27 protein-coding genes are annotated in these 26,174 nt (G+C 65.3%); 14 read left to right on the forward strand and 13 right to left on the reverse strand.

Going from position 1 to position 26,174, the window contains the following annotated elements; all coding sequences use genetic code 11:
• The first annotated feature begins 18 nt into the window (after positions 1 to 18).
• Genes pgl through MFF62_RS09410 form a run of 4 tightly spaced genes read left to right on the forward strand, consistent with a single transcriptional unit; the run spans position 19 to position 3,764 of the window.
• Positions 19 to 699, forward strand: a complete 681-nt coding sequence (pgl, locus tag MFF62_RS09395) for a 6-phosphogluconolactonase (protein WP_238262439.1) — start codon at positions 19 to 21, stop codon at positions 697 to 699.
• Positions 700 to 704: 5 nt separating this feature from the next.
• Positions 705 to 1,700 carry a glucokinase gene (locus MFF62_RS09400; RefSeq protein WP_238262441.1) on the forward strand — a complete coding sequence of 332 codons (996 nt, stop codon included), beginning with the start codon at positions 705 to 707 and terminating at the stop codon, positions 1,698 to 1,700.
• 13 nt (positions 1,701 to 1,713) lie between these two features.
• Entirely contained in the window at positions 1,714 to 2,430 is a 717-nt protein-coding gene (locus MFF62_RS09405; RefSeq protein ID WP_238262443.1) for a response regulator transcription factor, read from the forward strand.
• Complete coding sequence (locus MFF62_RS09410) at positions 2,430 to 3,764, forward strand: sensor histidine kinase (RefSeq protein ID WP_238262445.1); 1,335 nt, start codon at positions 2,430 to 2,432, stop codon at positions 3,762 to 3,764. The genes MFF62_RS09405 and MFF62_RS09410 overlap by 1 nt, the downstream gene beginning before the upstream one ends.
• On the opposite strand, the gene MFF62_RS09415 is transcribed toward MFF62_RS09410, so the two are convergent.
• Positions 3,761 to 4,696: a 2-hydroxyacid dehydrogenase gene (locus tag MFF62_RS09415; protein WP_238262447.1), complete on the reverse strand. Its 936-nt coding sequence runs from the start codon at positions 4,694 to 4,696 to the stop codon at positions 3,761 to 3,763. The genes MFF62_RS09410 and MFF62_RS09415 overlap by 4 nt on opposite strands.
• 459 nt (positions 4,697 to 5,155) lie before the next feature.
• Here MFF62_RS09415 and MFF62_RS09420 point away from each other — a divergent pair, with 459 nt between their 5' ends.
• A complete protein-coding gene (locus tag MFF62_RS09420; RefSeq protein ID WP_238262449.1) occupies positions 5,156 to 6,892 on the forward strand; it encodes an OPT/YSL family transporter in 1,737 nt (578 codons plus the stop codon).
• A gap of 20 nt (positions 6,893 to 6,912) precedes the next feature.
• On the opposite strand, the gene MFF62_RS09425 is transcribed toward MFF62_RS09420, so the two are convergent.
• The gene (locus MFF62_RS09425) at positions 6,913 to 8,310 is read right to left on the reverse strand and encodes an aminotransferase-like domain-containing protein (RefSeq protein WP_238262451.1); all 1,398 of its coding nucleotides are present in this window, start codon (positions 8,308 to 8,310) and stop codon (positions 6,913 to 6,915) included.
• A gap of 123 nt (positions 8,311 to 8,433) precedes the next feature.
• Between MFF62_RS09425 and cyoA the strand changes: the two genes are divergently transcribed.
• The 4 genes from cyoA to cyoD are packed head-to-tail and all read left to right on the forward strand — an operon-like array spanning position 8,434 to position 12,459.
• Entirely contained in the window at positions 8,434 to 9,414 is a 981-nt protein-coding gene (gene cyoA, locus MFF62_RS09430) for a ubiquinol oxidase subunit II (RefSeq protein ID WP_238262453.1), read from the forward strand.
• Between the two features lie 5 nt (positions 9,415 to 9,419).
• Entirely contained in the window at positions 9,420 to 11,396 is a 1,977-nt protein-coding gene (gene cyoB / locus MFF62_RS09435; protein ID WP_238262454.1) for a cytochrome o ubiquinol oxidase subunit I, read from the forward strand.
• Between the two features lie 2 nt (positions 11,397 to 11,398).
• On the forward strand, positions 11,399 to 12,073 hold the full coding sequence (gene cyoC / locus MFF62_RS09440; protein WP_238262456.1) for a cytochrome o ubiquinol oxidase subunit III: 675 nt from the start codon (positions 11,399 to 11,401) through the stop codon (positions 12,071 to 12,073).
• Entirely contained in the window at positions 12,073 to 12,459 is a 387-nt protein-coding gene (gene cyoD / locus MFF62_RS09445; RefSeq protein WP_238262458.1) for a cytochrome o ubiquinol oxidase subunit IV, read from the forward strand. Before cyoC ends, cyoD begins: the two co-directional genes overlap by 1 nt.
• Positions 12,460 to 12,561: 102 nt before the next feature.
• Here the strand turns inward: cyoD and MFF62_RS09450 are convergent, their stop codons facing one another.
• Positions 12,562 to 13,053, reverse strand: coding sequence for a DUF421 domain-containing protein (locus MFF62_RS09450; protein ID WP_238262459.1), 492 nt, complete (start codon positions 13,051 to 13,053; stop codon positions 12,562 to 12,564).
• Between the two features lie 167 nt (positions 13,054 to 13,220).
• Positions 13,221 to 13,415 (reverse strand): DUF1059 domain-containing protein, encoded by a 195-nt coding sequence (locus MFF62_RS09455; protein ID WP_238262461.1) that lies wholly within the window; start codon positions 13,413 to 13,415, stop codon positions 13,221 to 13,223.
• Positions 13,416 to 13,554: 139 nt separating this feature from the next.
• On the opposite strand from MFF62_RS09455, the gene MFF62_RS09460 reads away from it, so the two are divergent.
• A complete protein-coding gene (locus MFF62_RS09460; RefSeq protein ID WP_238262463.1) occupies positions 13,555 to 14,208 on the forward strand; it encodes a DsbA family oxidoreductase in 654 nt (217 codons plus the stop codon).
• Here the strand turns inward: MFF62_RS09460 and MFF62_RS09465 are convergent.
• A complete protein-coding gene (locus MFF62_RS09465; RefSeq protein ID WP_238262465.1) occupies positions 14,199 to 15,275 on the reverse strand; it encodes a porin in 1,077 nt (358 codons plus the stop codon). The genes MFF62_RS09460 and MFF62_RS09465 overlap by 10 nt on opposite strands.
• Before the next feature lie 832 nt (positions 15,276 to 16,107).
• On the opposite strand from MFF62_RS09465, the gene MFF62_RS09470 reads away from it, so the two are divergent.
• Genes MFF62_RS09470 through MFF62_RS09480 form a run of 3 tightly spaced genes read left to right on the forward strand, consistent with a single transcriptional unit; the run spans position 16,108 to position 17,361 of the window.
• On the forward strand, positions 16,108 to 16,668 hold the full coding sequence (locus MFF62_RS09470; RefSeq protein WP_238262467.1) for a response regulator: 561 nt from the start codon (positions 16,108 to 16,110) through the stop codon (positions 16,666 to 16,668).
• 41 nt (positions 16,669 to 16,709) lie between these two features.
• Positions 16,710 to 16,964 carry a hypothetical protein gene (locus tag MFF62_RS09475; protein ID WP_238262469.1) on the forward strand — a complete coding sequence of 85 codons (255 nt, stop codon included), beginning with the start codon at positions 16,710 to 16,712 and terminating at the stop codon, positions 16,962 to 16,964.
• Positions 16,965 to 16,992: 28 nt separating this feature from the next.
• A complete protein-coding gene (locus MFF62_RS09480; RefSeq protein WP_238262471.1) occupies positions 16,993 to 17,361 on the forward strand; it encodes a hypothetical protein in 369 nt (122 codons plus the stop codon).
• 69 nt (positions 17,362 to 17,430) lie between these two features.
• Here the strand turns inward: MFF62_RS09480 and MFF62_RS09485 are convergent, their stop codons facing one another.
• From MFF62_RS09485 to MFF62_RS09505, 5 genes are all read right to left on the reverse strand, one after another.
• Positions 17,431 to 17,916: an SgcJ/EcaC family oxidoreductase gene (locus MFF62_RS09485; protein WP_238262473.1), complete on the reverse strand. Its 486-nt coding sequence runs from the start codon at positions 17,914 to 17,916 to the stop codon at positions 17,431 to 17,433.
• Positions 17,917 to 18,097: 181 nt separating this feature from the next.
• Positions 18,098 to 18,778, reverse strand: a complete 681-nt coding sequence (locus MFF62_RS09490) for a response regulator transcription factor (protein WP_238262475.1) — start codon at positions 18,776 to 18,778, stop codon at positions 18,098 to 18,100.
• A complete protein-coding gene (locus tag MFF62_RS09495; RefSeq protein ID WP_238262477.1) occupies positions 18,775 to 20,409 on the reverse strand; it encodes a sensor histidine kinase in 1,635 nt (544 codons plus the stop codon). Before MFF62_RS09495 ends, MFF62_RS09490 begins: the two co-directional genes overlap by 4 nt.
• A gap of 85 nt (positions 20,410 to 20,494) precedes the next feature.
• Positions 20,495 to 21,898: a class II fumarate hydratase gene (gene fumC, locus MFF62_RS09500; RefSeq protein ID WP_238262479.1), complete on the reverse strand. Its 1,404-nt coding sequence runs from the start codon at positions 21,896 to 21,898 to the stop codon at positions 20,495 to 20,497.
• Positions 21,899 to 22,094: 196 nt separating this feature from the next.
• Positions 22,095 to 22,445, reverse strand: coding sequence for a four-helix bundle copper-binding protein (locus MFF62_RS09505; protein ID WP_238262481.1), 351 nt, complete (start codon positions 22,443 to 22,445; stop codon positions 22,095 to 22,097).
• Positions 22,446 to 22,685: 240 nt separating this feature from the next.
• On the opposite strand from MFF62_RS09505, the gene MFF62_RS09510 reads away from it, so the two are divergent.
• A complete protein-coding gene (locus MFF62_RS09510) occupies positions 22,686 to 23,057 on the forward strand; it encodes a hypothetical protein (RefSeq protein ID WP_238262484.1) in 372 nt (123 codons plus the stop codon).
• Positions 23,058 to 23,101: 44 nt separating this feature from the next.
• Here the strand turns inward: MFF62_RS09510 and MFF62_RS09515 are convergent, their stop codons facing one another.
• The 3 genes from MFF62_RS09515 to MFF62_RS09525 form a co-directional block, all read right to left on the reverse strand.
• On the reverse strand, positions 23,102 to 25,102 hold the full coding sequence (locus MFF62_RS09515) for a sensor domain-containing diguanylate cyclase (protein ID WP_238262485.1): 2,001 nt from the start codon (positions 25,100 to 25,102) through the stop codon (positions 23,102 to 23,104).
• A 273-nt stretch (positions 25,103 to 25,375) separates the two neighbouring features.
• The gene (locus MFF62_RS09520) at positions 25,376 to 25,705 is read right to left on the reverse strand and encodes a PadR family transcriptional regulator (RefSeq protein ID WP_238262487.1); all 330 of its coding nucleotides are present in this window, start codon (positions 25,703 to 25,705) and stop codon (positions 25,376 to 25,378) included.
• A 240-nt stretch (positions 25,706 to 25,945) separates the two neighbouring features.
• Positions 25,946 to 26,155 (reverse strand): hypothetical protein, encoded by a 210-nt coding sequence (locus MFF62_RS09525; protein ID WP_238262489.1) that lies wholly within the window; start codon positions 26,153 to 26,155, stop codon positions 25,946 to 25,948.
• Positions 26,156 to 26,174 lie beyond the last annotated feature (19 nt).

Here is a 26,174-nt window from a genome sequence, read left to right on the forward strand (position 1 = left end):
ACTGACAGGAGCCCCGCCATGCGCCAGTTCGAACATCCCACCGTGATGGACCAGGCCGAATCGCTGGCGATTTCCGTCAGCCACGCGCTGGACCTGGTCATCAAGGCCAAGGGCTGGGCGGTGCTGGCGGTGTCGGGCGGCAAGTCGCCGGTGCCGATGTTCGAGCGGTTGCGCTACCGGCCCATCCGCTGGGACGCCGTGACCGTGACGCTGGTGGACGAACGCGCGGTGCCGCCCGATGACGCCGACAGCAACGGCGCGATGGTGCGCAGCCACCTGCTGCGCGAAGGCGCCGGCGTGGCGGGCTGGGTGCCGCTGATTGCCGACGCCGCCGAGGCCGCCGAACCGCTGCGCGCCGTGCAGCGGCTCAACGCGTCGTTCCAGCAGCCCGATGTGGTGGTGCTGGGCATGGGCGAGGACGGTCATACCGCGTCGCTGTTTCCGGACGCGCCCGAGTTGCAGACGGCGCTAGCCGAGCCGCAGCCCGGCTACATCGTCACGCATCCGTGCGTGGCGCCCCACGCGCGCGTGACCTTGAACCTGGCCGCGCTGCTGGCCGCCGAACGCACCTTCCTGGCCATCACCGGCGAGAAGAAGGCAGCCGTGCTGGAGAAGGCGCTGCAGGCTCCCACGCCCGCGCTGCCGGTCAGCGTGGTGCTGGCGCGGCACCGGCGCGGCGTCGACATTTTCCGCACCTGAACACGATGACCCACGGATTTCCGAGACTGCTCGCCGATGTCGGCGGCACCAATGTGCGATTCGCCCTGGAAACCTCGCCGATGCGCATCGGCGACGTCACGGCCTACAAGGTGGCGGATCACCCGTCGCTGGAAGCGGCGATGCGGCAGTACGTGAGTACGCTCGACGCCAAAACTCAGCCCGCTCACGCCGCCATCGGCCTGGCCAATCCGGTCACGGGCGACCACGTCAAGCTGACCAACCACAACTGGGCCTTCTCGATCGATGGCATGCGCCAGGCGTTGGGGCTGGAAACACTGGTGGCCATCAACGACTTCACGTCGCTGTCGCTGGCGCTGCCTTTCCTGCCCGACGACGATCTGGTGCAGGTGCGCTCCGGCACTGCCGTGGCAACGGCCCCGCGTGCGCTGATCGGGCCGGGCACCGGCCTAGGCGTGTCGGGACTGGTGCCGGCCCCGGGCGGCGGCGCCGTCGCGCTGGCCGGTGAGGGCGGCCATATCGAGGTGATGCCGGTGACCGACGACGAATGGATCGCCTGGCGCGCGGCGCATGACCAGCTTGGCCGGGTCTCGGCCGAGCGGCTGTTGTCGGGCATGGGCCTGTCCCATATCCATGCGGCGCTGTCCGCAGAAACGGGTACGCTTTTGGCCGAACCGCTGACGCCAGCGCAGGTCACGGACGGTGCGCTCAAGCAGAACGACCCGCTGTGCCGGCGCGCCTTCGACGCGTTCTGCGGCCTGCTCGGCTCGGTGGCAGGCGATATCGCGCTGGTGCTGGGCGCGCGCGGCGGCGTCTACATCGGCGGCGGCATCGTGCCGCGCTTCGTGCAGGCGTTCCACGCATCGCCGTTCAACGCGCGCTTTAGCGACAAGGGCCGCATGGGCAAGTACCTGGCCGATATCCCGGTGTTCGTGATCACCGCGCAATTCCCGGCGCTGCCCGGCCTGGCGCGGGCGCTGGCCGACCGGCTCGAAGGCGACATGCGCCGGCCCAATCCCTGATTTCGACACGACCATGCGCGTATTGCTGGTGGAAGACGACGCCATGATTGGCGAAAGCGTGAAGGTGGCGCTGCGCCAGGAAGGCTTCACGGTGGACTGGGTGACCGATGGCGACGCCGGGCTCGATGCCGCGTCCGACCAGCACGGGCCCCGCGCCGACGGCGGCTATGACCTGGTGCTACTGGACCTGGGCCTGCCGCGCCGTTCGGGCCTGGACGTGCTGCGCGCCCTGCGCGCACGGAATATCCGCACGCCGGTGCTGATCGTCACCGCGCGCGACGCGGTGGCCGACCGCGTGGCCGGGCTGAACGCCGGAGCCGACGACTATGTGATCAAGCCGTTCGACCTGCAGGAACTGGTGGCCCGCATGCATGCGATGGCCCGCCGCGCGGAAGGGCGCGCCGAACCGGTGCTGCGCTATGGCGACATCGTGCTGAACCCGGCCACGCGCGAGGCCACGCGGGGCGGCAACCCCGTGCGACTGTCGGCGCGCGAATATGCGCTGCTGTCTGCGCTGATGGCCCGGCCCGGCAAGGTCTGGTCGGTGCCGCAGCTGCAGGAGCGGCTCTACGGCTGGGACGACGACGTGGGCAGCAACACGGTGGAGGTCTATATCCACGCGCTGCGGCGCAAGTTTGGGCAGACGCTGATCCGCAATATCCGGGGCGTGGGCTACCTGATCCCCCAACTGGACGAGGCGGCGGGGCACGCGGAAGGAACGACGGACTGATGCGCTCGATTCAACGAACGTTGTTGTGGTGGCTGGCAGCCGGCCTGGCGGCCGGCATTGCCGTGGCCACCGTGCTGATCTACGGCCAGGCGCGGCAGGAAGCCAACGCGCTATTCGACTACCAGATGAAGCAGGTGGCGGCCGCGCTGCCCAGCCAGTTCTCGGCGCCGATGGCGGCGCCGTTCGATCCGGTGGGCCCCACAGGCGCCGACCTGCTGCACGCGGACGAGGACGTGGTGATCCATATCTGGGACGGGTCCGGCCGCAGCCTCTATCTCTCGCATTCGCACCCGACATTGCCGCAGCGCGCCGAGCTGGGCTTCACCGACGCCAGCACGGAATCGGGCGAATGGAGGATCTACAGCGTGCAGCTGGGTCCGGCTGTGGTGCAGATTGCCCAGCCGCTCAGCGCGCGGCGCACGCTGGCCGCCCATATGGCGCTGCGCACCGTGGCGCCGCTGCTGCTGCTGTTGCCGCTACTCGGGTGGCTGGTGTGGCTGGCGGTGGGGCGCGGGCTGCGCCCGCTGCGCGAGATTGCCAGCGAAGTGCGCGCACGTGACGCCAACACGCTGGCGCCGCTGGCCGTGCGCGATATGCCTGACGAGATCGCGCCGCTGTCCCATGCCCTGAACCAGTTGCTGGCACGCCTGGCGCATGCCATCGACACCCAGCGTGCCTTCGTGGCCGACGCCGCGCACGCGCTGCGCACGCCGCTGACGGCGCTGCAGTTGCAGGCCCAACTGGTGGAGCGCGCGCCGAGTGCCGAAGCCCGGCAGGAGGCGATGGGCCAGTTGCGGCAGGGCCTTGAGCGGCTGACCCACCTGGTGGCCCAGTTGCTGACGCTGGCACGGCAGGAGCCGGGTGCCGCGCCACCGCCGCACGAGCCGGTGAACTTGCGCACGCTGGCGGCCGATGTGGTGGTGGAGATGTCGCAGGCCGCCATCGACCGCGATATCGACCTTGGGGTTGAGGACGGGGGCGCCAAGGGGCCGGTCACGATCCGTGGCGATTCCGATGCGCTGCGCATCCTGCTGACCAACCTCGTCGACAACGCGCTGCACTACATTCCGCGTGGCGGCCGCGTCGACGTGGCTGTGGCGCACACCGCGCAGGGCATCGAACTGGTGGTGACCGATAACGGCCCCGGCATTCCGGCGGCCGAGCGGGCACGCGTGTTCGACCGCTTCTATCGTGTGCCCGACGCGCCCACGGGCGGCAGCGGGCTGGGGCTGGCCATCGTGGGTGAAGTGGCGCAATCGCACGGCGCCCGCGTGGCGCTGGAAGACGCCGCGCCGGGCCTGCGCGTGCGCGTGGTGTTTCCGGCCGTCGGTTAGTTGACCGGCGCCACCAGCGGCTGGCCGGCAAAGTGCCGGCGCGCATTTTCGATGAACTGGTTCACCGACGCCAGCACAGCCTCGGGCGACCAGCCGGCCACGTGCGGGGTCAGCACGACGTTTGGGCAGTCGAACAGCTCCACGGGCGGCTTCGGCTCGCTTTCATAGACATCGAGGCCGGCACCACCGAGTTTTCCGGCGCGCAGCGCATCGGCCAGTGCGGCCGTGTTGACCACGCTGCCGCGCGCGATGTTCACCAGATACCCCTTCGACCCCAGTGCGCGCAGCACCGGGGTATCGACCATATGGCGCGTCACGGCGCCGCCCGGCGTGGCGATGACCAGGTAGTCGGCCCACTCGGCCAGTGCCATCACATCGGCGAAGTACTGGAACGGCGCGTCGTCGCGCGGCCGGCGGTTGTGATAGCCGACCTCCAGGTCGAAGCCTTGGCCGCGCTGCGCGATGCGGCGGCCGATCGTACCCAGCCCCACGATGCCCAGGCGCTTGCCCGACAGGTTGGGCGGCAGCGGGATGGTATTACGCCAGACGCCATCGCGCGTGGCGCGGTCCAGCGCCGGCACCCGGCGCACGGTGGCCAGCAGCAGCGCCATCGCGTGATCGGCCACGCAGCTGTCGTTGGTGCCGGCGCCATTGCCCACGGCGATGCCGCGCGCCTTGCAGGCGGCGATGTCGATGTTCTCGTAGCCGGCACCCAGCGCGCAGACCAGTTCCAGCGCGGGCATCGCGTCGATCTCGGCGGCGGTAATGCCGGTGGTGCCGTTGCTCAGCACCGCGCGGAACGTGCCGCCGGCGCTGGCGATGGCTTCGGTGCGCTGCGCGGCGCTGGGCGCGTAGACGACGTCGTATTGCTGGGAGACAAGGGCGAGGTGGTCCGGTTCGAGCTGGACCAGAACAAGCAGGGCGGGCTTCATGCGTGACAGCGAGACAGGGTTTGTTGTGGAAGCCGGCAGGGCCGACGCGACATTCTATGCCCGTGCTGATGGTGCTGCCTGCGTCCGCCCGGCGGTTCTGGGCGATTATCAGCGTCTGAAAACGGTGCGCGGGGGTACGCAGAAACGGGTACGCTTTGACGCAGAAATGGGTACGCTTTGGGGTGTGAGCCGTTCGTACGCCTCTGGTTTTCGCCCCTCTCCCGCTCGCGGGAGAGGGGCGGGGGAGAGGGTCAGCGGTTTAAATTGCGATATGTCGGCAAGCAGAGCCTCAAGCCCTCACCCCCAACCTCTCTCCCGCTTTGCGGGACAGGGGAGACCCCAATCAGCAGTTCGTACGCCTCCGGTTTGCTCCCCTCTCCCGCTTGCGGGAGAGGGGCGGGGGTGAGGGCAAAGCGCCCCCAACACCGACCACACACAAACCAAGAACCAAAACCAAAGATGCGCCTCCCCACCCCCAACACCTGGCAATACCACCTGCTGCTCGGCGCCGCCGGCATGCTGGTACTCGGGCCACTCGGGGGCGTGGCGGCGGCCTACATGAACTTTTCGCTGGGGTTCTTCGTGGGCGGGCAGGTGCTGGCTGGCATCCTGGGGTCGGCGGTTACGGCCGGGTACGGCGCCGCCGGTCGGCACGGCGCCAATTACATCCAGACCGCCGCGGCGTCGGTGTCCGGCATGGGCGCGATGGCCGTGGTGATCCAGGCCATGCAGTGGATGGGCATGGCGCAACCGCCGTGGTGGCAACTGATCGGCTACATGCTCTGCATCGGCATGTATGGCGTGGGGGTGGGCATGCTCTACACCCCGTTGCTGGTGGATCGCATGCAGCTGACGTTTCCGTCCGGACTGGCCGTGGCCAACATCCTGCGCGCGCTGACCGATCGCGTGCTGCTGCGCCGGTCCATCGCGCGGCTGGCCGGCGGCATGGGCCTGGGCGTGCTGGCCAGCGTCGGCGCCACGCGCATCGCCTGGCTGGGCGCCATCGACCTGTCGGCGTCGACGTTCGGCGCTGGCATGATCGTCGGGGCACGCATTGGCATCGCCGCGCTGGTGGGTGGCCTGGTGGGCTGGGCGCTGACGCCGTACTTCGTGTCGATCGGCTGGCTTGCGCCCGGCGATCCTTATCGCAAGATCACGTTCCTGTTTGCGCTGGGCATGATCATGGGCGCGGCGGCGGTGGACGTGCTGCTGTTGCTGACGCGCGCCTGGCAGCGCTCGCGCCAGCGTGTGCCCGACGACGTGGCCGCCCGGCCGCAGCGCTGGATCGTGGCGTGGGTGGTGTTCTGGGGCGCGGCCGTGGTGGGCACCGGGGCGCTCTGGTTCGGGCAGCCGGTGGGCTACCAGTTGATGGCCGTGCTGCTGGTGCTGATCTTCGCGCTGGTCAATGGCATATCGGTCGGCATGGTCGACCAGAATCCGATCTCGTCGGCTTTCGTGCTGACCGTGATCCTGATGGCCGCGCTGGGTTTGCGCGAGCCGCATATCGGGTTGATTGCAGCTACGGTGCTGCTGGTGTCCACGGCCGAGGCGTGCGACATGCAGCAGGACCGCTCCACCGGCTGGCGGCTCGGTACCGACCGGATGGTGCAGTTCGGCTACCAGGTGGCCGGCATCGTGGCCGGTGCAGTACTGGCGGTGCTGCTGGCGCGCTTGTTCATGGATGCCTATCCGGTGCTCCGCCTCGACCAGACCGTGCTGCCGGCCGACCAGCAACCCGCGCGCTGGACGTCGGCCATGACCTACAAGTTCGTGGGCGCGCTGCGCAGCATGACCGAGGACCGGCCCTATCAACGGCTGGCCGTGTGGATCGGCCTGGCCATCGGGCTGGTCACTGAGATTCTGCGCAAGGCGATTCGTATGTCGGCCCGGTATCGCGCCTTCGCGGATCGCAGCCGAACAGGCAAGGCATGCGATTTCCTGCTCGATGCCGTGGTGCTGCCATCGCCTTATGCGTCGTCGTTCGGCGGCTTCGTCAACCTGCCCGCCTCCGCATGGTTCGCGGCTGGAGGCGTGCTGGCCAGCCTGGTGGAATGCCGCCCACGCCCCGCAGCGCAGGACGCGGCCTTGCCCGAGGACATGAGCACAACGTCGCTGGTGGGCGGGGGACTGATCGCCGGCGATGCGCTGGCCGCGCTGGGCTTCGGCATCGCCGGTTTGCTGGCGGTAATGAGCTGATCGGCTGACGCGTTGAGGCGTCAGATCACCGGCATCGACGCATTGGGGGGCTTGCGCGCCAGCAGCCCCGACAGCTTCTTCAACGCCATCGACAGTTGCGCGCGTTCCGCCACGCCGCCCAGCGAGATGCGAATCGCATTGGGTGGCGCCGCGCCATCGTAGAAGACCTCCGAAGCCGTGACGCGCAGCGATTCGTCCTGCGCCGCGCGGCTAAAGGCGGCCGACGACCAGTAGCTGGGCAACGGGTGCCAGACGTGGATACCGGACGGCGCATATGGGCCGGTGGCGGCCAGCCATTGCCGGGCGATCTGCTGACGCGCGGCCGCCTCGCTGCGAATGCCGGCCAGCAGTTCGGCGGCTGAGCCATCGCGAATCCACTGCGTGGCCAATGCCGTGGCAATCGGCGACGCCATCAGCGTGAGCGCACGCAACGCGCCGAGCATCGACTCGTGCAGTGTGCGATCGGGCGCCACCACATAGGCGGTGCGCAGCCCGGGGCTCAGACACTTGGCCAGCGTGGCGATATAGACCGTCTGCTCGGGCGCGATAGCGGCCAGCGGCGGCGGTGCATCGGGCGTCAGCAGCCAGTAGGGATCATCTTCGACGATCAGCACGCCATGTTGGCGCGCCACGCGGGCGATGTCGTGCCGCCGGGCCTCGGGCATCGTGTGCGTGGTGGGGTTCTGCAGCGTGGGGTTCAGGTAGATCAGTTGCACGTTGCCCGCGCTGCAGGCGGCGTCGAGCGCGTCGGGCCGCATGCCGTCGTCGTCGGTTGGGATGGTGACAACGTGCCGCCCCAGTTCGGCGGTGGCCCCGCGCACGCCCGGATAGATCAGCGGCTCGGCGGCCACGCCGGCGCCGGGGGCGGTATGGCACAGCATCAGCGCGGCCAGCGCCGATTGCGCGCCGGGGCTGGCGATCACGCGGTCGGGGGAGATGTCGCCCAGCATCGGGGCCAACCACTGCGCGCCGGCCACGCGATCAGGCAGGGTGCCGCCGCCGAGCTGATAGGTCATCAGCAGGTTGGCATCGGCGCGTAGAGTCACCTGCGCCAGCCCGCGCCGGAGCATGTCCGCGAAGTCGATGCCCTCGGGCGGCGGCGGCACGTTCATGCTCAGGTCCACCGCCTGGGCCAGCTCGAACGTCGGGGCGGCGATAAAAGTTCCGAGCGATCCGCGCGGTTCCACCAGGCCGCGTCGCCGCGCTTCGGCCAGTGCCCGGGTGACGGTGGTCAGGTCCACGCCCAGCAGGGCAGCCAATTCGCGCTGCGGAGGCAGACGGTCGCCAGGCGCCAGCAAGCCATCGGCCATTGCGCGCTCCAGGAAACCGGCGATCTGGGCATAGCGCGGCCCGCCTGCTGCTGCGAGCTGGCCAATCCAGCCGGGTTTGTCGTCGTCGGACGGAGTCTTTGTATGCAAGACAAGCCCTCATCTTGTATGGGTTTTGTCTTACCTTAGCATGCCGCGCAAGTCAGGCAAATCCATACAAATACCGGGATCTTGTCTGCATCCCCGCCTGTGCCCCTGTAAGAAGGTGTTGAAATGCGTGAGCAACCGGCCGACCCCAGACCCGTGCGTCGGCACCCCCCCTCGAAGCTGTCTCCCCGTCACTGGCTGTATGCCGCAACCCCGCTGGTCCTGACCGGATGCTCGTGGGACCTGCTGAACCCCAGCGGGTCCATCGGCGTGCAGACGCGCAACCTGATCGTGCTGGCCACGGCGCTGATGCTGCTGGTGGTAATTCCCGTGATCATCCTGACGCTGGTGTTCGCGTGGCGATACCGCGAGACCAACACCAAGGCCGAGTACGCGCCGCGCTGGTCGCACTCGACCAAGATCGAAGTGGTGGTGTGGGGCATCCCGTGCGTGATCGTGGCGATGCTGGGCATCATCATCTGGGACACCACGCACAAGCTCGATCCGTTCCGCCCGATCGAATCGAACGTGGCGCCGCTGGAAGTGGACGTGGTCGCGCTGGACTGGAAGTGGCTGTTCATCTATCCGCAATACGGCGTGGCGTCGCTGAACGAGCTGCCTATTCCCGTGGGTACGCCGATCAATTTCCGCATCACCGCCGAGTCGACGATGAACGCGCTGTTCATCCCGCGCCTAGGCAGCATGGTCTATGCGATGGCCGGCATGCAGACCAAGCTGCACCTGATTGCCGATGAGACAGGCGTGTTCGACGGCCGCTCCGCTGCCTACAGCGGCTCGGGCTTCTCCGACATGCATTTCCGCACTATCGCCACGTCGCGCGGCGAGTTCGACGCGTGGATCGCTCGCGCCAAGGCATCGGGCAATACGCTGGACGAATCCGAGTACCGAAAGCTGGAGCAACCCAGCAGCAAGGACCCCGTCACGGTCTATGCCCGCGTGGAACCGCGCCTGTTCCAGGGCGTGGTGGACCAGTACATGGCCAGCAATGGCGAGATCTGCCGGGCCGACAGCCCGGTCACGCTCGGCGCCATCGCCGGCGCCAACATGCCGCCGCTCCCGGCGCAGCAGACCATCCTGGAGCGCTAAACATCATGTTCGGAAAACTCTCTCTCGATGCCATCCCGCTGCACGAGCCCATCATCATGGGCACGCTGGTGGTGGTGCTGCTTGGCGGCGCCGCGCTGCTGGGCGCCCTGACGTACTACCGCAAGTGGGATTACCTGTGGCGTGAGTGGATCTGCTCGGTGGACCACAAGCGCATTGGCGTGATGTACATCATCCTGGCGCTGGTCATGCTGCTGCGCGGCTTTGCCGACGCCATCATGATGCGCACCCAGCAGGCCATCGCCGTGGGTGAAGCGGTGGGCTACCTGCCGCCGCACCACTACGACCAGATCTTCACCGCGCACGGTGTGATCATGATCTTCTTCGTGGCCACGCCTTTCATCCTGGGCCTGATGAACGTGATCGTGCCGCTGCAGATCGGCGCGCGTGACGTAGCCTATCCGTTCGTCAACTCGCTGAGCTTCTGGATGTCGGCGATGGGCGCGGTGCTGGTCATGATGTCGATGTTCGTTGGCGATTTCGCCGCCACGGGCTGGGTGGCCTACCCACCGCTGAGCGGACTGGGATACAGCCCAACGGTGGGGGTGGACTACTACATCTGGTCACTACAGATATCGGGGCTAGGCACCACGCTGACCGGCATTAACTTCATCGTGACGATCCTGCGCATGCGCGCGCCCGGCCTGAACCTGATGAAGATGCCCGTGTTCACGTGGACGGCGCTGATCACCAACATCCTGATCATCGCCATCTTCCCGGTACTGACCGCCACGCTGGCGCTGCTGGCCGCCGACCGCTACCTGGACATGCACTTCTTCACCAGCGAGCTGGGCGGCAACGCCATGATGTACGTGAACCTGATCTGGATCTGGGGCCACCCCGAGGTCTACGTGCTGATCCTGCCGTGCTTTGGCGCGTTCTCGGAGATCATCGCCACGTTCTCGCGCAAGCCGCTGTTCGGATACTCGTCGATGGTGTACGCCACCTCGTCGATTGGCGTGCTGTCGTTCTTCGTGTGGTTGCACCACTTCTTCACGATGGGCTCGGGTGCCAGTGTCAATGCGTTCTTCGGCATCATGACGTCGATTATCTCGATCCCCACGGGTGTGAAGCTGTTCAACTGGCTGTTCACGATGTACCGGGGGCGTATCCGCTTCCACTCGTCGACGCTGTGGACCATCGGCTTCATGGTGACGTTTGCGGTGGGCGGCATGACCGGCGTACTGCTGGCGGTGCCCGGCGCGGACTTCGTGCTGCATAACAGCCTGTTCCTGATTGCCCACTTCCACAACGTGATCATCGGTGGCGTGGTGTTTGGCTGCCTGGCCGCGATGACGTTCTGGTTCCCGAAGGTGTTCGGCTTCACGCTGAACGAGTTCTGGGGCAAGGTCGCGTTCTGGTGCTGGCTGATCGGCTTCTACCTGGCCTTCATGCCGTTGTATGCGCTGGGCCTGCAAGGCATGACGCGCCGCATGAACCACTACAACAACCCGGAATGGCAGCCGTACCTGATCGTGGCGCTGGTCGGTGCCGTGGTGATCGGCTGCGGCATCCTGGCCATCCTGTGGCAACTCTATGTCAGCGTGCGCGACCGTGACCAGAACCGCGACCTGACCGGCGACCCGTGGGACGGGCGCAGCCTGGAATGGGCCACGGCGTCGCCGGCACCGTTCTACAACTTCGCGCACGTGCCGAAGATCACCTCGCTGGAACAGCACTGGGACAACAAGGAAGCCGGCACCGCCTACGCGCAGCCCGCGCAGTACGAGGACATCCACATGCCGCGCAACACCCCCACAGGTTTCCTGGTGTCGGTGTTCGGTCTGGTGCTGTGCTTTGCGCTGGTCTGGCACATCTGGTGGATGGCCGGCTTTGGCCTGGCCGCGATGATCTTCACGTTCATCGCCCGCGCCTACGACCGTGACGTGGATTACTACGTGCCCGCCGCCGAGGTGGAGCGCATCGAGCGCGCACGCTTCCAGCAACTGAAGGGGGCCAACTGATCATGACGACGACCCTGAAGCTACGCGTCGACGCCGCCGAGGTGCCGCACGGCACCGTGCCGGCTGCCCAAGCGCACGACCACGATCACGCGCATCACGCCCAACAGGCGGAGTCCAGCCTCAAGCTGGGTTTCTGGATCTACCTGATGAGCGACTGCCTGATCTTCGCGTCGCTGTTTGCCACGTTCGGCGTGCTGGTGCACGGCACGGCCGGCGGCCCGACCGGCCGCGAACTGTTCGACCTGCGCTTTGTGCTGGTGGAAACAATGCTGCTGCTGACCAGCAGCCTGACCTTCGGCGTGGCCATGCTGAAGCTGCACGAAGGCAAGCACGGCAAGGGCGATCCGCAGGCGGTAATCCGCTGGCTGGTGCTGACCTTCGCACTGGGCGCGGCCTTCGTGTGCATGGAAGTCTATGAGTTCCGTGAACTGCTGCACGAAGGCGCCGGCCCGAATCGCAGCGCCTACCTGTCGGCGTTCTTCATGCTGGTGGGCACGCACGGGCTGCACGTCAGCGCCGGCCTGCTGTGGATCATCGTGATGGTCAACCAGGTGCAGGTGTTCGGGCTGGACGCCGTCGTGCGCCGCCGCCTGGCCTGCTTGAGTCTGTTCTGGCATTTTCTGGACCTGGTGTGGATCTTCGTGTTCACGGTCGTCTACCTGCGGGAGTTCCTCTGATGTCCCATTCACAACACGCCCATGCTGCATCCCATGAAGCTGTCCACGATGCCTCGCATGGCAGCCTGCGCAGCCACCTGATCGGCTATGCGCTGTCGCTGGTGCTGACCTTCCTGTCGTTCGGTGCCGTGATGGGCCGCGTGCTGACGCCGCGTGCCGGCCTGGTGCTGATCGTGGCGCTTTGCATCACGCAGTTGCTGGTGCAACTGGTGTTCTTCCTGCACCTGGGGCCGCGCCGTGGCCAGCGCGGCAATACGGCGATCTTCGCGTGCACGGTGTTCCTGATTGCGATTGTCGTGTCGGGGTCGCTGTGGGTCATGCACAACGCCAATCTGAACATGATGCCGATGCAGTCCCTGCCCGCTGGGGCGAGCGCGGGACGCTGAAGCATCTGTACCGGGCTCGGGCTGGGACCGGTTTTTGACAGGACAGACGTGCAAGCGCGCACGGTCTGTCCTTTTTTGCTTGTCCGGCCCGGGTGGCGTCCGTCATTTGACGATGAGCACGCTGATCTTGCCGTCGGGCTCCAGGTACATCGCCTTGACTTCGCGTATCGACTCCAGGCCTTTCTCGCGCAGTTGCGAATCCAGTTCCTCGTCGGTGATCGTGTGGCGTTCCAGGTTCTTCACCACCTTCTGGCCATCGCGCACCAGCAGCACCTTGGGCGGATCAACAAAGCGCCGGATCGCCTTCGATCTCCATGCGCCCAGGTCCAGCAGACGGTTCCATCCAACCAGCGTGGAAACCAGCAAGGCAGCGTCGGCCACGCTGTCGCCCTTGCCAGCCATGCCGTTCTGCGCGGCATCGGCCACGATCACGATGATCAGCAGGTCGGCAATGCCAAGCGATCCGATGTCGCGGCGCGCAACAAAGCGGAATAGCAGGAACAGGAACCAGTACATCAGCGTACCGCGCACCACGGTTTCGAGTGGCGAGATGGTGAAGCCAAGAAGCGAATGCAAGTCGACGGACAGGACCATGCGGATTGGCGCGGTGTTGTGCCAGTCTCCATGGTATGGATTACCGCGCGCCGACGTCGACGGCGCTTGTCCGATCCCACTGTCGGGCGCTTCCTACGCGCCGGCTGCGCGCGACAGGCGCTGGACCTTGCCGTGTCCGGCGCCCGTCACCCCGCGGGTTGGCTGCGTCAGGCCGGCGGTGTGCCCTCCTTGAAGCACGCCTTGAGCTGGCTGCGCAGCTCGGGGGAGTCCTGGTGCTCGTGCACCTGAACGGCATGCTGCACGGCTGCCTCCAGCAGCTCGTCCTCCGAATCGGCGCTCAGCGCGACCGTGCAGTTCTTCTCACTGGGAAATTCGCGGCAATCGATGTATTTGCGTCCCATGGCTGCCTCCTGGCGCGAAGTATGGTCGCGCCAGATCCAGTATAGGGCGCAGGGATTTGCGCGGCCGCCCTGCAGGCATCGGCAAATCCGGCTACCCTGTCGCGTCTTTCCCCCAGCCACGCCCACAGGAAAAAAAGCCATGACCCAATCACTCAGGATCGACTTCGTTTCGGATATCGCGTGCCCGTGGTGCGCCATCGGGCTGTCGTCGCTGATGAAAGCGCTGGAGCGCACCCGCGACGTGGTGGATGCCGAAGTGGTGATGCACCCGTTTGAACTGAATCCGCAGATGGGTCCGGAGGGCGAGCCGGTTGTCGATTACATCGCCAAGAAGTACGGCCGTACGCCGGAGCAGATCTCCGAAACCCAGAAGATGATCCGCGAGCGCGGCGCGTCGGTGGGCTTCACCTTCGGGCCGCGCAACTTCATCTACAACACGTTCGACGCGCACCGCCTGCTGCAGTGGGCAGCCACGCAGGGCAAGCAGCTGGCGCTCAAGCAGGCGCTGCTGCAGGCGTACCACGGCGACGGCAAGGACCCGAGCAACCACGCGGTGCTGCTGGAAGCCGCGCAGGCGGTGGGTCTGGACGCCGCCGAGGCTCGCCAGGTGCTGGACGGTGACGCCTATGCCGACGAAGTGCGCGCCGAGGAGCGCGAGTACCAGGGCATGGGCGTCCAGTCGGTGCCGTCGGTCATTTTCAACAACCGGTACCTGGTGACGGGCGGCCAGCCCGTGGAAGCGTTCGAGCAGGCCATCCGCGAGATCGCGCAGGAAGCCCAGGCTCAGAAGTGATGGCGCACGCCGACCATCGCGCCCACGCGCGTGCTGCGGCTCACATCGGTGACCGGCGTGCCGGCCCAGTACTCGGTCTCGCGCCCCACCGTGCCGCCACGCGCGTGCACCACGTCGGCTTCCAGGTACAGGCTGGTTCGCTTGGAGAAGGCGTAGTCGGCCACGAATGCCAGGCTGTCGGCATTGCCGCCGCCCAGGTGCACGGGAGTGTTCTGGAACTGCGTGGTGACATCGCCTGATTGGCGATAGTGGTAGTAGGCGCCGGACAGGTGCAGCGCGGGAGTCAACTGGTAGCCCAGTCCCGCAAACGAGATGTTGAAGCGTGCGTCGCCCGCTGACTCGCGTCGACCCATGTGCCCCAGATAAGCCGTGGTCTTGCCCATGGTGTACGAGCCGCCCGCCGAGTAGTTGCGCACCGTGTCGGCGCCATCGTCGCTGCGGCGCTGGTCATACGCCACGCCCAGCGCCAAGGCGCCCTGCTGGTACTTCACGCCGCCGCCCAGCGTCGTGCCGCGATTCATGCTGCCCGGCTGCTCGCCGGCACCGTAGTCGAGCTGGACTGAAAACGGCCCCACCGTGCGCTGATACACCACGCTGTTGTTGATGCGGTAATCCTGGAAAAAGATGTCGCCGCCGATGTAGAGCGGGTCTGACCAGAAGTTGCCCCACCCCTGGTCCAGCGGATCGAACGCCCAGCCAATGTTGTTCAGTGCGTTGTACTGGCGGCCGAACGTGAGGCTACCCCAGTCACCGCTTAGGCCCACCCATGCCTGGCGCCCAAAGAAACTGTCATAGGCCGCGCGGCCGTCGTCGCTGTTAAAGCCGGTTTCAAGCTGGAAGATGGCATGGTTGCCGCCGCCAAGATCTTCCGATCCCTTCAGGCCAAAGCGGCTGCCGACCATGCCGCCCGACACCAGAGCAACCTGGTCGTGATGGCGGCCATCGACATTCGAGGTGTATCGCACCGCCGAGCTGACGATGCCATACGAGGTCACGCCAGGATCGGCGAAAGCAGCGCAAGGCAACAGCCCGGCCGCGAGCAGCCAAAGGCTGGCTGGTTTCTTCACGAATTGTCCTCCGGAATACGGATCCGCCCGGCGCGCGCAGGCACCGGGAAGGTTCAGTTCAGGCAACTACCTGAGGGGTTCCAGTCCCGCGCAGAAGTCTTTCGAGAGAAAGTGCGCAGGGCGTTATCCGGGATGCGCGCAGCGGCGCAGCGCCTGGATCGAGGCATCGAAGCTGGTGGCGAATGCTGTGAGCGGGCACAGGCAAGCCAAAGGGGGGCGGGCGCGAAGCCCTTTTGTGATGTTTCGCCGGTGCCCACTTCGACAGCGACAAGGCCGAAAAACCGGCGATGCCAGGCGGGGCGAAAGGCGCGTAGTTTACCGCATCCGTTGTTGATCGCTCAAATGTGGCGGTATCGCCATGCCCAGCGCATTCAGACGACTGACTTTAGGAATCCTTCTATGTCGTCTTCATCGACACCCCAGTAGCCTCTAACGCTAAGGGCTATCCTCGGCCCTCTGCCAAGTGGTTTGGTATGACCCCCAGACCACGCATTCCTCCTTTCCCCCGGCCGTTGCATAGCGGCGTCGGGGGATTCTTTTTTGGGCTATGTCCTGAGCCCGTGCTCACTCGCATAGTCATAGAGCTCCAAATCGGTTGGGTCAATCAGCCATTCACCGGCCTTGCCGTTTGGCGCCGCGGCCGATCCCGTGGAAGAATTTTTAAAACTACGCTTAGCGCTTGGGTACGAGATCCGAAGACGTGGTCGTCAGATCCATCAACTTCGGAAAAAGCAGAAAGTACAAGGTCTGACTCCGCAGCGCACCTGCATGGCTGGATCGGCGTTACCTGAATAGAAGTACGAATAACCGACGATTCTTCGGGGCGCACACCATGAAAACCAAACGTGTCATGTTGGCTGACGATCATCCGCTCATCGTGTTCGGCGTGCGCGAGATGTTGTCCCGGACGCTTGGCTTCACGGTGGTTGCCGAGGCCAATGATCCGCACGCGTTAATGGAACATCTTGCACGGACCGAGTGCGATGTCCTGATTACCGATCTTTCAATGCCTTCCGATAATGCACCGGACGGCCTGGCGCTCATTAGTGCGACACGCGCACGATTCTCGAAGGTGAAAATCGTAGTGCTGACCATGCTGGAAAATCCCGGCCTCAGCATGCGCAAGGCCGGTGTACTGTCCCTGCTGAACAAGCGCGACGACATGCAGGAGAACGCGCGGCACGTGCGGGAGGTCAGCGAGAAATACCAGGCCCAGGTTTCCTATATGCCAAGCGTGGGCATGTTTCCCATTACGATGGTGCTCGGGAATCTACGTATCGCGCCGCTGCAGCTGATGGCGCTGGGTCACCCAGCAACCACGCATGGCCATGCCATGGGGTGGTGGAAGAGGACTATGTTGGCGATGAGGCATGCTTTAGCGAGAAGCTGCTGAAACTACCTTCGGATGGTATGCCGTACCGCCCACCCGCTGCCATGCTCGATCTGAGCCTTTCGCAGAAGTCCACGGGCTCGAATGTGGTGAAGATTGCCGTTGCGGCCACCACCATCAAGCTGAACCCGACGCTGTTTGCTGCCTGCGCGACAATTGCCCGCAACGCAAAGTGCGCTGTCGAATCCCACTTCCTGGTGGGTCAAGCGACTGGCCTGGCTTTTCCGCAGATTCGCAATCTGGTGCGACGCCTGGTTGGCGATTCAGCGGTAGTGCACAAGCATCAAAACTACGGATGATTACATGCGCGTCAGCTCGGAATGTGACATGTTTTTGAATCCGTTCCCGTTCGGCAATACGAACCCCATCATCGATACGGTGTGGGCAGGCTTGGTCGGTATTTGTAAGACCGGCCGCGAAGTGCACGAACATATCGACGAAGGCATGTTCCGCCGGCTGGGATTCCCGGAGTGGACTATTACCAGGACCACCGAAGAGTACGTGACCGCGGCATTGCGTCTGATCGAGAATGCGGAGGAACGACGTGCAATGAGCGTGGCGCTTGCCGCGCCGCAGGCTATTGAGAAGCTGATTTTTAAAGGGCGGCCGGAAATACTTGGGGAACGCGTGCAGGAACTGTGGGAAGCCAAGCTGCCAATGCCGAGCACGAAGGCGGCCAAGTCAAAGAAGGACTGAGCACTTTTGAAGTAGCGATCGGGCACGGCATGAGCCGTGCCCGATTTGCATTGCGTCAGACTATGATGTTTAGCGCGCAGCCACCGGCTCCGGCATTGCCGACGAATGGTGGTGTGCAATCAGCCACTTGCCGTCTTTCCACTCGTACACGTACGTGTAGCGGGCATGCACGGTCTTGCCATTTGCATACTTGAACGTGTAGTTGCCCACGTCCTGCGCCACATTGCAGCCGATGCGGATGAAGCGGTCGTCAATGGTGCCTTGCGGCTTGTTCTTGAGGAACTTGACGAAGTAGTCCTTGATCTCCGTCGGGTTGGTGCGTGCCTGGTTCGACACGGTCGGCAGCAGCACGCCGTCAGGCGCGTAGTTGGCCAGGACCTTGTCGGGATCGCCAGTGCGCAGCGAGTCGTTCCAGCGGTCGAACAGCGAGGCGATCTGCTGTTCGGTTGCCGGTGCGCACACCTGCGGCGACTTCGTCTGCGCCGCTGCGGGCATCGAAATCAAGAGGGCGCTTGCGGCGATGGAGAGGAGGGAAGCGGCACCAACGTATTTCATCGGGATATTCCTGTATTCAGACTGGTCGTCGCACCTGGTGGCGCGGTACCGGTGAATCGGCACAGGTTTATTCTCGGCGTCGAAGGTTAACCGCGGGCCGTGCGTTCGATGAAGCGATCCTGACGAAAAGATGAACGGAAGATGAACAGGATGTAATGACGATGTTGCAATGCCTGGACGCTCACGGCGTGTCGTCGATCCGGTAGCCAAGGCCCCGTACGGTCTTGAGCAGCGGCAGCGCGTGGCCATCGTCGATTTTGTTGCGCAGGCGGCGCACGTAGACATCGACGATATTGGTCAGCGGATCCTCGTTGGCGCCCCATACGTTCGACAGAATGCGCTCGCGGCTGAACACGCGACCGGGTGCGCTCATCAGCAGTTCCAGGAAGGCCAGCTCCTTGGCGGTCAGCGAAATGGCGTTGCCGGCGCGTGTGACCTGCATGCGGTCGCGGTCGAGCACAAGGTCGGCCACCTGGAGCTGTTGCGCCTTGGCTTGCTGCTCGCGGCCGCGCCGGAGCAGTGCCTCGATGCGCGCCAGCAACTCCTCGAATGCGAACGGCTTGGTGAGATAGTCGTCGGCCCCGAGTTTCAGCCCGGCCACACGGTCGCCCACGTCGCTGAGTGACGTGAGCATCAGGATTGGCACGTGATTGCGTTCGGCGCGCAGGGTCTGGCACAGCTCCAGGCCGTTGATGCCCGGAAGCATCAGATCGAGCAGCAGGATGGAGGCATCGCCTTGACGCGCCATGTCCAGCCCCTCGGGGCCGGTGCGCGCTAGCTGGACGAGGTAACCCTCGGCACGCAGGCCGCGTACCAGGAAATCGGCTACGCGGACGTCGTCTTCAATGACCAGGATGTTCATGGCGTGGGAGATACTTGGGCGGTGACCACGGCGTGGTCAACCGGAAGTTCGATGCATGCGCGGGTGCCCTGGGGCTCTGCCTGGGCCAGCGTGATGCGGCCATGATGGGCATTGACGATGGCCTGCGCAATCGACAGCCCGATGCCGGTGCCATCGGCCCGGTGTGCGCGGGCGCGCCGGCCCCGGACAAAGCGTTCGAATACCAGTGCAAGTTCATCGGCATCGATACCGATGCCACGGTCTTCCACTTCGATCTGTACGCCGGTGGGGACTGGCTTGCACCGCAGGCACACGGTACTGCCGCGCGGCGAGTAGCGGATGGCGTTGTCGAGCAGGATCACAATGGCCTGCCGTAGCCGTTCCGCATCGGCCATGACCATGATGCCTTCGGCGTTTTCGAGCGATTGCAACTGGATGCGGACGTCATGCCCGGCGCCCAGTGCATCGGCAAAGTCGGCGGCGTCCTGCAACAGTGGCAGCAACGCGACGCTGCGCGGCTGCATGACGAGCTGGTCGGCCTCGGCTCTCGCAATCAGTAGCAAATCATTGATATGGCCGGTCAACTGCTGCGCGGCGCCGACGATGTGCTGTAACGCCTGGCGATATTCCTGTGCCGGCTTCTCGCCGCCGCGCAACGCGATCTCGGCTTCGCCACGGATGGCCGTGGTTGGCGTGCGCAGCTCGTGGCCCAGGTCCGCGAACAGTTGGCGACGGCGCTGGTCGATGTGCTGGAGCGTTTCGTGCGCGGAACTCAGTTCGGCCGTGCGGGCCTGCACAGCTTCTTCCAGGCGCCGGCGCGCGGCATCGGCATCGCTGCGGTGCTGTTGCAGTTCGGCGGCCATGGCGTTGAAGCCTTCGGCCACATGCTCGAACTCGTCGCCCGAGCGGATCGGCATGCGGTAGTCCAGCGCACCGGCCCGCAGCGCCCCGACGCCTTCCAGCAATTGGTCCAGCGGCCGCTTGAGCCGGCGCCCGAGGTGCCAGGCCAGCACGATGGCGGCCAGCAGCGTCACGGCCGCCATGGCGAACGCCTGGGCGCGCACGCGGTCTAGCCCGCGCTCTGTAGCCGCGCGTGCCACCGGTACGGCTGCGCGCTGGCGATTGATCGCGCCATAGAGCAGCTCACGCAGATCGCGGCCGCGTGCCTTGTCGAAAACGTCGTTGAGTTCGTCCCACACCCCCGCGAAGTCCGCATCGCGTGGCAGTGGCTGCAGGGCCAGCAGCCGGTTCTCGACGGCGACGATGTTGTCGCCAAGCAGTTCCGTCATGCTGGCCAGTCCGTTGACATCGAACGGAACAGGCACGCCGTCACGCGCGGTGATCTGGCTCCAGAGTTCGATGTCGCGCTGCGCCAGCTGTTGCAGCTTTGCGGCGCCCTGCTTCATGTTCGCCAGCACGCGGTCACGCACCTCGGGCGACGCATCGGCATCCATCAGCCGCTGCGACGCCCACACGCGCAGCCGCTGCTTATTGGCGGAAAGGTCCAGCAGTTCGGACAGGATGTCGCTGGCCAACCGGCTATGCTGCGCATAGTCGTTGACACGATTGGCGCCCAGGTAGACGAAGCCGGCCTGCACGCAGACCAGCGCAACCAGCAGGGCAAAAGCCAGAGAAAGGCGAAAGCGGAACATGGCGGAATCGAGAGTCGCGCGCGGCCAGGGTTGTGCATAGACCCGGAAGGCCGCGCCCCGTTCCGTATCGCCTTCCGGCGCGGGGTCAGACTTCCTTCGTCATCGCCTTGAAGTCGATCCACTGATCGAACTGTTCATTTGTTACGTGACCTGAATCAATGGCGGCTTCGCGTAGCGACAGGTTTTTCTTGACCGCCAGCTTGGCGATCTCGGCGGCCTTGTCATAGCCGATATGCGGATTCAGCGCGGTCACCGACATCAGCGAGCGTTCCAGCAATTCCTGGATGCGGGCACGATCCGGTTCCACGCCTTCCACCATATGCTCGGCGAAGCTTGCTGCAGCATCGGCCAGCAGCGTCACTGATTGCAAGAGACTGTAGACGATCACCGGCTTGTATGCATTGAGCTCCAGCGTGCCCAGGCTATTGGCCAGCGTGACCGTGGTGTGATTGCCGATCACGCGGCAACAGACCATCGCCAACGCTTCAGCCTGCGTCGGATTGACCTTGCCGGGCATGATCGACGACCCCGGTTCGTTGGCCGGCAACTGCAGCTCGGCAAAGCCGGCGCGCGGGCCGGAGCCCAGCAGCATGAAATCGCGTGCGATCTTCAGGAACGACGACGCCGTGGTGTTGAGCGCGCCCGACAGATCGGCCAGCGCATCGTGCGCGGCCTGCAGCGCGTAGCGGTTTGCGGCGGGTTCGAACGGCAGGCCGGTATAGGCGGCCAGTGCGCGGGCGAAGGCCGAGGCAAAGCCCTGCGGGGCGTTCAGCCCGGTGCCCACGGCGGTGCCACCCTGCGCCACCGGCATCGCGCGCAGCATGGCTTGCTGCAGGCGCGACTGGGCATCGGACACCTGCGTCATGTATCCGGAAAATTCCTGGCCCAGCGTCAGCGGCACGGCATCCTGCAGATGGGTGCGGCCGACTTTCACGATGTCGGAGAACGCTTCCACCTTCTTTGCGAAGGTCTGTTGCAGTTTCTCTAGCGACGGCAGTAGTGTCTGCTGGATGGCGCGGGTAGCGGCGATATGCATCGCCGTGGGGAAGCTGTCGTTCGACGACTGGCTGGCGTTGACGTGGTCGTTCGGGTGCACCGGCTTCTTGCTGCCCACTTCGCCGCCAAGCATCTGGATCGCGCGGTTGGAAATGACCTCGTTGAGGTTCATGTTGGTCTGCGTGCCGGAGCCCGTCTGCCAGACCGACAGCGGAAACTCGGCCGGCCACTTGCCGGCGATGACTTCCTCGGCGGCTTTTTCGATGGCGTCGGCCACTTCGGGCTTGAGCACGCCCAGTTCACGGTTGGCGCGTGCGGCGCACAGCTTCAATACCGCGAACGCCTCGATCAGCGCGGGCGGCATCTTCTCGCTGCCGATGCGGAAATTCTGACGCGACCTTTCGGTCTGCGCACCCCAGAGATGGTCGGCGGGGACGGCAACGTCGCCCAGGCTGTCTTTCTCGATACGGGTGGCGGTGGACTTCTCGGACATGGGACGGGCTCCTTCAGGAAAGAGGTCACAGCGGGAATCTGAGAGGGACCTAAAGGATAGCCGCCCGGTGGCATATGCGCCGCATAGCCCTGCCGCCGGCGCGTGCTTGTGCGTGGACCGGCGGTGGTTGCCTGGCAGGGCCTGCGGCGCGAGCCGCGTGGTGAGCGCGCCGTTACGCGATCACGCAATCACGCGGTCAGGCGGTCATCTTGAGGCACATCTCCATGCAGGCCGTGCACGCCTTGGCGCATTCCTGGCAGTGCCAGTGGTCGTGCCGCTCGCATTCTTCCTTGCACCACTTGCATACTTCGGCGCAGTCCTCGCAGACCAGCGGCGCGAATTCGCTGTTGCGCAGCATGTACGACGCCGCCAGGTTGGCGATGCCCGCGCAGTCCATGTCGAGTGCGATGCAGCGCGCCATCTTGCGGGTGTCCTGTTCTTCCAGGCACGCGGCGGCGCACTTCAGTGCAGCGGCGGCGGCGGCATTGCACGCGGCGATACAGTCGGCGTAGCGCTTGAAGTTTTCCTGCACGTTGGGTCGAATCATCGGTGTCCTCCTAGGGGGATAAGTGGTAGGCAACCGTTATCCACAATAGCAGGCATGTGGCGACTATGCCGGGTCACTGGGGCGTGCGCCGCTTTCACGGGCGTGCCGCCGGACTGTTCTACAATGGCCGCCTCTGCCAAGTTCTCTGCTGACTGCCGTGCTGCCATGCAAATTGCGTGATGGCCGGCGAAGCGCACAGAAGGCGGCAGTTCACGACTCAGGCAGTGAAAGGACAGCATCATGGGTGAGGCAAAACGGCGGGGTACGCCCGAGGAACGGGCGCAGCAGGCACAAGCACGCGTCGACGCGCTACGGCCCGCGCAGCTGGTCTGTGGATCATGCAAGACGGCATTCACCAATTTCGACGCCATCCCGGCGCCGGGGCTGCATGGCATCGATGCCGTATTCGGCGGCCAGTGCCCGAATTGCGGCAATGACGTGGTGGTGTTCAGGGGCGAATCGAAGGCCGTGGCCGAAGCGATGCTGGCCTACGAGCGGATGATGGGCGAGAACGCCAAGCTGGGTTACCAGTCGGCCGACGGGCGCCATGTGCCGTTCGACGCCGACGCGCCCCAGGCGTCGGACGCTTCCGACGAATCTACGAAACACTGAGCACCAAGCACTGACCCACTCTCCACCGCACCCGGCGGCGGCTTTCAGCGCCGAAAGTCGTCGCTGGCCAGCGTCAGCAACTCCGCCGGGCCGATCTCGTACCGCCCACGGCCCAGTGCCTTGGCGCGATACAGCAGCACATCGGCCATCCGCATCAGCGCCTCTTCGCTGAGCGGCGCGCCCTGGTACAGGGCCACCCCGATGCTGACGTCCACATCGGTCGTCACGCCGTCGAAATAGAACTGCCTCCCCACCGATTCCAGGATGGCTTCGGCCACTCGCCGGGCCGCAGTTGGCGTATCGATATCCGCCAGGATGACCGCGAATTCATCGCCGCCCAGCCGGGCCACGTGATCCTGCTTGCGTACGCAGCGACGCAGCCGCAGCGCGAAAGACTGAAGCAGCAGGTCGCCGGTGGCATGGCCATGGGTGTCGTTGACGGCCTTGAAGCGGTCCATGTCCAGATACAGCAACGCCATCAGACGATTCTCGCTGCGGACCAGCGCCATGGCGTCGCGCAGGTGCGCCTCGAACGCGCCGCGATTCTGCAACTGGGTCAGGTGATCGGTCTGCGACAGATGCGCCAGGCGCTGTGTCTCCAGCTTGCGCTGCGTAATGTCCTCCACGTGGATGTGTACACCTACCACCTGCTTGCCGTCCTCGCTCCATTCGGGACGATAGGTGGTTTCCATCCAGTGAGGGTGCGGATGCGCGAACTCGCCCTCGAAGCTGATCACGCTGCCGGCCCGCGCCCGCTGCAGATGGGGCTGGGCGCGCAGGTAGCGTTCCTCGCCTATCAGCTCGCGCACGGTCATGCCGCGAATCCGATCCACCGGCAAGCCGAACGCGCGCTCGTAGGCCGCGTTGTTGAAAACGTAGCGCTCGTCGTTGTCGATGAAGGCCAGCAGCACGGGCAGGGTATCGGTCACCGCGCGCAGCCGGCGTTCGCTGCGGGCGAGCTGTTGGCCGCGCTGGCGCACGTCGCGCATCAGGCGGGTGAACGCGCGCGTGACATCGCCGATCTCGTCGCGCTGGGGTTGCGGCAGCCGTTCAAAGGCATCCACGTCGCTGGCACTGTCGCGCACCACCTGGTGCAGGCGGGACAGCGGCATGAGAAGGCGACGCAGGGCCAGCCAGATCAGCAGTGCCACCACGGCCAGCACGATGCCGGACATCATCAGGAAGCGCCGCTGCATCTGGCGCAGCGGCGCATAGGCCTCCCGTGCAGGCAGCACGGCCACCAGTTCCCATCCCGTGGTGGCCATGATCCGGCGAGCGATGACGGGCCGCGTCGGGGTCAGGAATTCAAGAGGCGCGGTGCGGTCGTCGACGCCGCAGGTATTGCCGGTGATCGGGGCCGGCCGGTTGGCCTGGGCAGGGTCCGGATGCTGGATGTACACTGGCGCCGCGCCGGCCGACACCAGGCAATAGAAGCCCGTGATGCCCAGCCGGCTATGGCCGATTTCCACCAGGAAGTTGGAATGCGCAAGGTTCAGCCAGCCCGCGACCAGGCCCATGAATTCGCCCGATGGCGACAGGATGGGCACCGCGAGCAGTACGCCCATCGAACCATCGGTCCGTGCCCGCAGCGGCGCGGCCACCACGAAGTTGTGGGTACGCACGGCCTCGCGGAAGTAGGCACGGTCGCTGATGTCGGCCGGCGCGCCGCCGTTCATGGTCAGCAGGCTGCCGCGGGCGTCCGCTACCAGGATGGAATCGAACGCTTCGGGCGTAGGCACCGAGCGCGTCACTACATCCTTCATGCGGCTGCGCAACGTGTCGCGGGACAAGCTCGGCGCCGCTGCCAGCGCCCCGCTCAGTTGCGGCGCCAGGTGCGTCAGCATGACGATGCGGTCTTGCATCGCCGTGTCGAGCTGGTCCACGGACAGCTTGACGATGGACTCCTGCTGGTTCTGCAGCACGTCTTCCAGGTCGCCCTGGGCGTAGTAGAGCGATCCCAGCACGATGCCGGTGCCCAGCACGGCGGCAAGCACCGTGGTGATCAGCGCAATGCGCGCCTTGAGCGATGGCAGTAATCGAGGCATGTGTTCCGGGGCGATACGGGCGCGCGGCGTGTGGCAACTGACCGCCTTGGGTGTGGCGTTGCTGACGGGCGCGAAGGTACGACTAGGCGTGAGAAAGGTATCACGGCACACCCGTTCCAATCAGCCCGGACTTTCCGGGTTGACAGCCTCGGGTTGACGGCCACGGGTGCACGGAGTCGCTGCCAGGCGGCACGCAGAAACGGGTACGCTCCGGCCAAAATAAAACCCGGCTGACGCCAGGGCGGCAGCCGGGTTTCGCGGGAGCGGGGGCGCTCAGGTATTCGAGGTGACGGCCATGGGTTCTTCCGCACCGGTCGGATTGTGCAGCCGCCGGTACAGGTCGTCGATGCGGGAGCGGCTGCTTGCCAGCTCCTCGCGGCCCTGCTCGGTGAGCAGATAAACGCGTCCGATGCCGTCACGCAGGACGCTTTCCAGATAGCCTTCCATCTGCAGCGCGCGCAGCAAAGGTCGTACGGTGCCGATGTCTACCTGGAATCCGTATTCCATGAGCATTTCTGCAAGCATGGCCACGGTGGCGGGCACCTCCATGGCGAATTGCATGACGTAGACGCGGGCTAGCAAGCCGAGGAACTGTCGTTTCATGTGGCAGGCAACGCAAAACCAGGGGTGGCGGTTGACGCAAGAATGCAACGTGCACGAAGCGCCCCATCCCTGCAACGCTCCGCAGTCGCTACGATACGTGATTTACGACGCCAGAAAAAAAAGAAGCCGCCAGTTGCCTGGCGGCTTGTCGGGAATGCGTCGGAGGGGTCAATTAACTCTGGCGCAGGGCAGATTTTAATAGAACTGAATACGCCATGTCACGCCCTGTGGTAGTGCCCCCTACCTCGGGGGGGTGATTCCGAAAGCCATTCGAAAGCGATATTGCGGCGAAAACGCAACAAAGGTGAATTTTGCCCCGCTTTTGGGCGTGAAATAGGTCTTTTTCTGCATATCGATGTCGCGCAAACGGCGGCAATCCGCGCCGGCCGCATGTCCGCTTACAGCCAGCCAGCAAGCCGGATTTGGGCTGAAATAGGCGTCATGGGCCATGAGGAACAACGCCTGAATT

Origin of the sequence: Cupriavidus pauculus (assembly GCF_022179805.1) — a bacterium.
Classification (GTDB): Bacteria; Pseudomonadota; Gammaproteobacteria; order Burkholderiales; family Burkholderiaceae; genus Cupriavidus; species Cupriavidus pauculus_E.